At 65.3% G+C, this 6,023-nt stretch carries 6 protein-coding genes and 2 pseudogenes; all 8 read left to right on the forward strand.

Annotation, left to right across the window (positions count from 1 at the left end; genetic code table 11):
• Positions 1–138: pseudogene (locus tag AB9K34_RS17445) on the forward strand (lytic transglycosylase domain-containing protein); the annotation flags it as partial.
• The gene (locus AB9K34_RS17450) at positions 135–902 is read left to right on the forward strand and encodes a type IV secretion system protein (RefSeq protein ID WP_369955705.1); all 768 of its coding nucleotides are present in this window, start codon (positions 135–137) and stop codon (positions 900–902) included. The pseudogene AB9K34_RS17445 and the gene AB9K34_RS17450, both read left to right, overlap by 4 nt.
• Before the next feature lie 8 nt (positions 903–910).
• Positions 911–1,336 (forward strand): hypothetical protein, encoded by a 426-nt coding sequence (locus AB9K34_RS17455; protein WP_369955706.1) that lies wholly within the window; start codon positions 911–913, stop codon positions 1,334–1,336.
• Entirely contained in the window at positions 1,337–2,350 is a 1,014-nt protein-coding gene (locus tag AB9K34_RS17460) for a type IV secretion system protein (protein ID WP_369955707.1), read from the forward strand.
• Between the two features lie 17 nt (positions 2,351–2,367).
• Positions 2,368–3,048 carry a virB8 family protein gene (locus AB9K34_RS17465; RefSeq protein ID WP_209035845.1) on the forward strand — a complete coding sequence of 227 codons (681 nt, stop codon included), beginning with the start codon at positions 2,368–2,370 and terminating at the stop codon, positions 3,046–3,048.
• A gap of 5 nt (positions 3,049–3,053) precedes the next feature.
• Positions 3,054–3,776, forward strand: a complete 723-nt coding sequence (locus AB9K34_RS17470; protein WP_369955708.1) for a TrbG/VirB9 family P-type conjugative transfer protein — start codon at positions 3,054–3,056, stop codon at positions 3,774–3,776.
• Between the two features lie 2 nt (positions 3,777–3,778).
• A complete protein-coding gene (locus tag AB9K34_RS17475) occupies positions 3,779–5,203 on the forward strand; it encodes a TrbI/VirB10 family protein (protein WP_369955709.1) in 1,425 nt (474 codons plus the stop codon).
• Positions 5,203–5,883 (forward strand): annotated as a pseudogene (locus tag AB9K34_RS17480) (ATPase, T2SS/T4P/T4SS family); the annotation flags it as partial. The gene AB9K34_RS17475 and the pseudogene AB9K34_RS17480, both read left to right, overlap by 1 nt.
• Positions 5,884–6,023: the final 140 nt, after the last annotated feature.

Consider the following 6,023-nt stretch of genomic DNA (forward strand, 5'->3'; position numbering starts at 1 on the left):
GCCGAGATCGGTCGCATCCTCAATCTCCGCGTCCGGCTGATGGCCGCCAACCAGCAGCGCGAGGCGGCTTACGCGCAGCACCTCGTCGCCGACCGGCTGGCCGAGCGCGACTTCATGCAGATGGGAGTTCCCGAATGAGACGATATTTTCTGGTCACCGCCGCTTTCCTATCGCTCGGATGCGGCGGTCCCGCCACCGCTCAGGGTGTGCCGACTTTCGACGGTTCAGCGCTACAGCAGTTCGTCGCGCAACTCGAGCACATGGCTGAGGACCTGAACGTCCAGATGCAGCAACTCGCGACCATGCGGCTGGAATTGGAAACCCAGCTCTCGCAGCTCACCAACCTCGAGGCGCAACTGACCTCGCTCATTGAAGGCAGCGGGCTCGGAGAACTCTTTGCCACGGTCGAAGAATTCCGCGCGCTGCGTGGCAAACTGGTCGCCCCCCTCAACACCGCGCAGTCTTTGGCCAGCGGCGATTTCCTAAGCGGTTTCAATCCGGGCGCAGAACTCTCGGCCTCGGTCGAGCGGGTGCTGTCGGGCAGTGGTTTTACCTCGGAACGTCTGAGCACGCTCTCGGGCTCCGATCAGCCTGCCGACAACCGCATCGCCACCTCCGCCGGGGCCAGCGCCATGTTGTCGGTCGCGGCGCAGGAAAGCCATGAAGAGGCGGGGCAGAGCCTCGAACGGCTCGAGACCATGGTCGGGCTCATCGACGATCAGGACGGGCTAAAAGCCGCCGTCGATCTCAACACCCGCGTCACCGCAGAGCTTGGCATCATCCTGACCCAGATCTGGCGGCTGGAAGCGGCGCAAGGCGTCAGCGCCGGCCAGCTTGGTGTCGTCGATGCCGCGACCCTCGCGGACGAGCGCAAGTTCCGCTCGATGGCGGTGGATCCATGAGGATGTCCATGACCCGCAGCTTGGCGCCAATCCGGTCTCTTGGTCTTGCAGCACTTGTCGTAGCCGCCCTGCCCAGTGTCGCGTTGGCCCAAACCCCGACCACGCAGCCCTCCGGTGACACACCCTTCAACTCGATGGCCATCGCGCGGGACGAGGCCGACGCATGCCGTGTCCCGAAACCGCCCGCCGATCTGGCGGAGACGGCCTATCTCCGCAACGGCTACCGCGCGATCCTGCGCATCCTGATTGCCGAGGAGGCGCTCGCCTCGGAAACCTGCACCTGCCTGCTGGACGACTTCACCTGGGATCAGGCGCTCACCACCCTGCCCCGGTTCCAGACCTCGGACAATCCGCGCCTCCCCTTCAAGGTCTTGGACCTCTACGCGCGGGCCGATGCGCTCGAGGCGCAAGTCGTGGAGGACTGTGCCGAGTAGATGGGGGTCATTCGCGACATCCTTGGCCAGGTCGACGCCGCGGTGAACACCGTCGCGCAGGACGGCTTTGTCTCCTCGGCGGCCTCGGTCGGTAATGTCATCTCGGCGGGCGCGACGCTCCTTGTCGTCCTCCTCGGCATCAACGCGGTCATGCAACTCCGCCCCCTGCCCTTCGGCACCGGCTTTGCTTTCGGGATGAAAGTAGCACTGGTGGGGATATTCGCGCAAAGTTGGGACAATTTCAGCGTCATCTATGACATCGTCACCCGGGTGCCCGACTCCGTCGGCGCTTCGATCCTCGCCCTCACCGGCTCGGGCGACGAGGCCGGGGTCTATGAGAGCCTCGACAACATGGTCGCCCGCATCACCGCCTATGGCGATACGATCGGCGACCGAGCGGGCTGGGTTTTCGGCGCGGTCCTGGGTGCCATCTTCTTCGTCCTTTCCGCCGTTTTCGCCGCCGTCACCGCCGGGATCATCGCCTTCGCCCGCATCGTCTTCGCGCTGATGATCGTGATCGCCCCCTTCATGATCGTGACTTCGCTGTTCAAGCCGACCCAGTCCCTCTTCGAGGCCTGGACCCGCGCCACCATCGGCTATGCGCTCATGCCGGTCGCGGCCGCGGGGGCCGCGGGCATCATCGTGGCAATCGCCGAGGCCATCGGGGACGCCTCCGCCGATCCCGGTGACGTCGAAACCGTGAGCCTGATCCTGCCCTTCCTCGTGATCCTGATCCTCAGCGCCGGGATCATGGCCTCGGTCCCCTACATCGCCTCCAACCTCACCGGCGTTGTCGGCATTGCCTCCAATGCCGTGGGTCTGACCGGCCTCGCGCGGCAGGGCTTCGTGAACACGCGGGAGTATGGCACGGGTGCCACTTCGCGCCTCGTCACCGGCAAGTCTCCGCAGGAACTGAACCAGACGGCCAACGCAGGTGTGGTCAAAACCGGCGAGATGATCCGGCAAAGCCCCGGCGCGCTTCTCTCCGCCGCCAAGGCCTTCCGCAAACCCTGATGTGAAAGACGACGACTTTGAAGAAGACTGTAACCAGTTCCGCAGCAAGTGACCGCGACGCGTTCGAGGCGGATTTCATCTACGGGCCAAGGCGGCGCGAGCGCTTTGCGTGGTTCGTCGCGGCGGCGGGCGTGTTGGTCGGCGTCGCCGGCATGGTCGCGGGTGCGAGCCTCTTTCCGCTCAAATCGACCGAGACCTTCGTCGTCGTGGTCGACAAGGAAACCGGCGAGATGGACCGGGTCGCCGCCGTCCAGGCGCTGACGCTTTCCGAGAGCGACGCCATCATCCAGGCCAATCTCGTGGCCTATGTCGATGATCGGGAAACCTATGACCTGACCGATGGCGAGCAACGCATCAACTCGGTGCTTGACCGTTCCGATGGCGACGCCGCCCGCACATTGCGCGATCTCTGGTCCTCCACGAATGAAGACTACCCGATCACCGTCTACGGCCGCGACGCCAAGATCGAGGTCGTGATTAAGTCGGTGAACCAGATCGAGCGTGGCGTGGCCCAGGTCCGCTTCACTCGGACGCTGCGCCGTCCGCGCGACACCCGCACCGTGACCCGGTCCTACGTGGCCACCGTCGGCTACGATTTTGAGCCCGAAACCCGCCAGCGCCTTCAGGATGTCTGGGCCAACCCCTTGGGCTTCGTGGTGACCTCCTACCGCGTCGACGCCGAGACCCTGGAGAACTGACCAAGATGAAATCCCTGCCCGCGCTCCTCCTGGCGCTTGCCTTGCCTGCCGCCGCCCTTGCCGAGGCCACGCCCCAAGGCGGCCCGCTCGATATCCGCATCCGCACCGCTGTCTATAATGAGAACCAGGTCTACCGAATCGAAACCGATCTCAGGCATTCGACCACGATCCATTTTGGAGCGGGGGAACGGTTTGAGGCGGTGATCGTCGGCGACACCGAAAGCTTCCAGGTCGATCCAATCCCGGAGCTCGGCAATGTGCTGACCATCAAGCCGCATGTCGCGCAGGCCTCGACCAACATGACGGTGATCACCAACCGCCGCACCAATTCCTTTCACCTGCGCGAGGGCTCGATCCCGAACCGCACCGGCATGTTCTTCGAGGTGCGCTTCCGCTACCCCGACGAGGAACGCCGTGCGACGGCGGCCTCCCAACCGAAGGGGTTTGAGGCGCCGCGGAACTACAACTACCGCGTCTCGGGCGAAGGGGATTTCCGCCCCAGCCATATCTACGACGACGGGCGCTATACGTATTTCGTCTTCCCGGAGAACGGTCGCCAGCCCGCCCTCTTCAAGGCCGATGACCAGGGCCGCGAGCGCACCGTGAACTGGACCCAGCAAGGCAACACCGTTCGCGTCCTCGGGGTGAACACCTACTGGACCTTGCGAATCGGCGATGAGGCGCTCTGCGCCTGGCGCGACGAAGGCGCCATCTACGTGAGCAACTGACCATGGCCGATCAAACCCCTCCCGATCTTCAGGACCGCCTCGATCAATTCAGCCAGCGCGGCAAATCCAAACGCCGGGGCAACAGCCTCGGGGTCGGCGCCCTCGCCGCGGCCATCGCCTTCGGCGGGGCCGGGGTGGCGTATTTCCTGGCGACCGGCCTGCAGGAGGGCGACAGTGCGCTCGAGACCTCCGATGTCGAGACCTTTCAGGATCGCCGCCCCGGCACCGGTGGGCGGCTGGAGTTTCCTCCCGACGAGACCGAGCAACGGGTCAACGACGCGCTGATCGCTGTCGAGGAAGCGCTCGATGTGCCCGCGGCCCCTGCCCCTGAAGCGAGCGCCGAAGTGCTGGCCGAGATCGCCAAGCTCCGCGAGGCCCTCGCCGCCAGCCAGGCCGCCCGCAATTCGGAGATCCACTCCGCCGTCGCAGACCTGCGCGAAGCTTTCGATGAGCAGAAGGCGGCCTTGGAAGCACTTATAGCGGAGAAGGAGGCCGAGTTGGCCAACCTGCAGCGCCAGACCGAGACCCGCATCGAAGGACTGCAGGCCATGCTCGATGCCGAACGGGCGCAGCGCGAGGGCCTCGAGGCCGAGCTGGACCGCGAAGGGCTGATCGCCGATCAACGCCTGCTCGAAGAACGCCGCCGCCAGGAAGAGGAGCAGCGTCTGCGCGAGGCCGAGCGGGTCGCCGAGGAGCTTTTGACCGCGCAGATCAAATCGCCTGCGGTGGTCTATGCCGACGGTCCGCGTGGCGGTGCGAGTGGCGCGGCGGTGGCCGATCCGGCGGCCGCTGGCACTGGCGGGCCGGTCCTCTCGGGCAATGAACAGTTCTTGCAGAGCGCGCGACCGCTCGAGGTGCAGGAGGCCGCCCGCCTCACCCATCCCGAACGCACGCTGACCCAAGGGTCCGTCATCCAGGCGGCGCTCCAGACCGCTATCGACAGCGATCTGCCCGGGTCTGTCGTGGCGGTCGTCTCCGAGCCGGTCCCGGCCTTCTCCGGGGACCGGATCCTGATCCCCCGGGGCTCCCGCCTTTTTGGCCAATACCGCTCCGGCATCGACATGCACCAAAAGCGCATCCTGATCCTCTGGACCCGCGTCCTGACCCCGGACGGCACCTCGATGGAAATCGCGGCCGTGGGCGGGGACCGGCTCGGTCGCTCGGGTCTCACCGGTCTCGTCGACACCAAGTTCGCCGAACGCTTCGGTGGGGCAGCGTTGATTTCCGTGATCGGGGCGGCACCGGCCGTGGCGGCCGAGAGCGCCAACAATGAAACGACCAGCATCGTCCTGGGCGATGTCGGCAGCGACCTTCAGGACGCGGTCGGATCGGTTATTGCCGACCAGGTCTCGATCGCACCGACGATCTATGTCGATCAGGGCGCCTCGGTCACCGTGCTCGTGGACCGGGATGTGGTGATTTACTGATGGAGCAGGCATCACCAGCCTCCTACCTCGAACGCTATCTCGACCCGTTCCGCGACCTTCTAAGGCGTGACGACGTGGTCGAGATCGCGATCAACCCGGACGGCAAGGTCTGGCTCGAGGTCGCGGGCGACGCCACCATGCGCCACGAAGGTCAGACTGTGGATCGCACCACCGCCCTCAATATGGCCCAGACCATCGTCGGCGACGCCAAGGCCCGCGTTTCTGAAAAGAACCCCCTCGTCTCCGGCAAGGTGGAATATGCGGGCCGACCCCTCCGGGTCCAGGTCGCCGTGCCGCCCGCCATTGATCGCGGCGCCTCGATCACGATCCGTCTCTTCGCCTCGGGCAGCGTCCGAGACTACGCCCCCGCCTATCTCTTCGGCAAGGCCGTCTCGCTCGACGCGCTCCGCGCCGAGAAGATGAAAAACATCGCCTCCCTCGCCGAAGAGAACCTTAAGGCCGCGCTGCAAACCCTGGTCGAGGCCCGGCTCAACGTCCTGATCAGCGGAGGCACTTCGACCGGCAAGACCACTTTCGCCCGCCACCTTCTGACTCATGTAAGTGAGCACGAGCGGCTGATCACCATCGAAGACGCCTTCGAGCTCTTCCCCGGCCAGCCGAACACCGTCGCTCTCCTGGCTGACCGAAGTGCCGGGTCGCAACGCAGCGCCAACGCCCTCTGACCTGCCCCCCGCGAAATCCCTCATCATGATGTAGAGTCTGCCCAACCTTGAAGGAGCAGACGAATGCGAAAGAGCCGTTTTACCGAGGCGCAGATTATCGGGATGATCAAGGAGCAAGAGGCGGGCATGCCGACGGC

The sequence above is a fragment of the Sedimentitalea sp. XS_ASV28 genome (assembly GCF_041224545.1).
Classification (GTDB): Bacteria; Pseudomonadota; Alphaproteobacteria; order Rhodobacterales; family Rhodobacteraceae; genus Sedimentitalea.

What these genes read in the sequence shown, in the direction of transcription:
- AB9K34_RS17450 (WP_369955705.1), top strand. Translation starts at nt 135, where the DNA reads ATGAGACGATATTTTCTGGTCACCGCCGCTTTCCTATCGCTCGGATGC.
- AB9K34_RS17455 (WP_369955706.1), top strand. Translation starts at nt 911, where the DNA reads ATGACCCGCAGCTTGGCGCCAATCCGGTCTCTTGGTCTTGCAGCACTT.
- AB9K34_RS17460 (WP_369955707.1), top strand. Translation starts at nt 1,337, where the DNA reads ATGGGGGTCATTCGCGACATCCTTGGCCAGGTCGACGCCGCGGTGAAC.
- AB9K34_RS17470 (WP_369955708.1), top strand. Translation starts at nt 3,054, where the DNA reads ATGAAATCCCTGCCCGCGCTCCTCCTGGCGCTTGCCTTGCCTGCCGCC.
- AB9K34_RS17475 (WP_369955709.1), top strand. Translation starts at nt 3,779, where the DNA reads ATGGCCGATCAAACCCCTCCCGATCTTCAGGACCGCCTCGATCAATTC.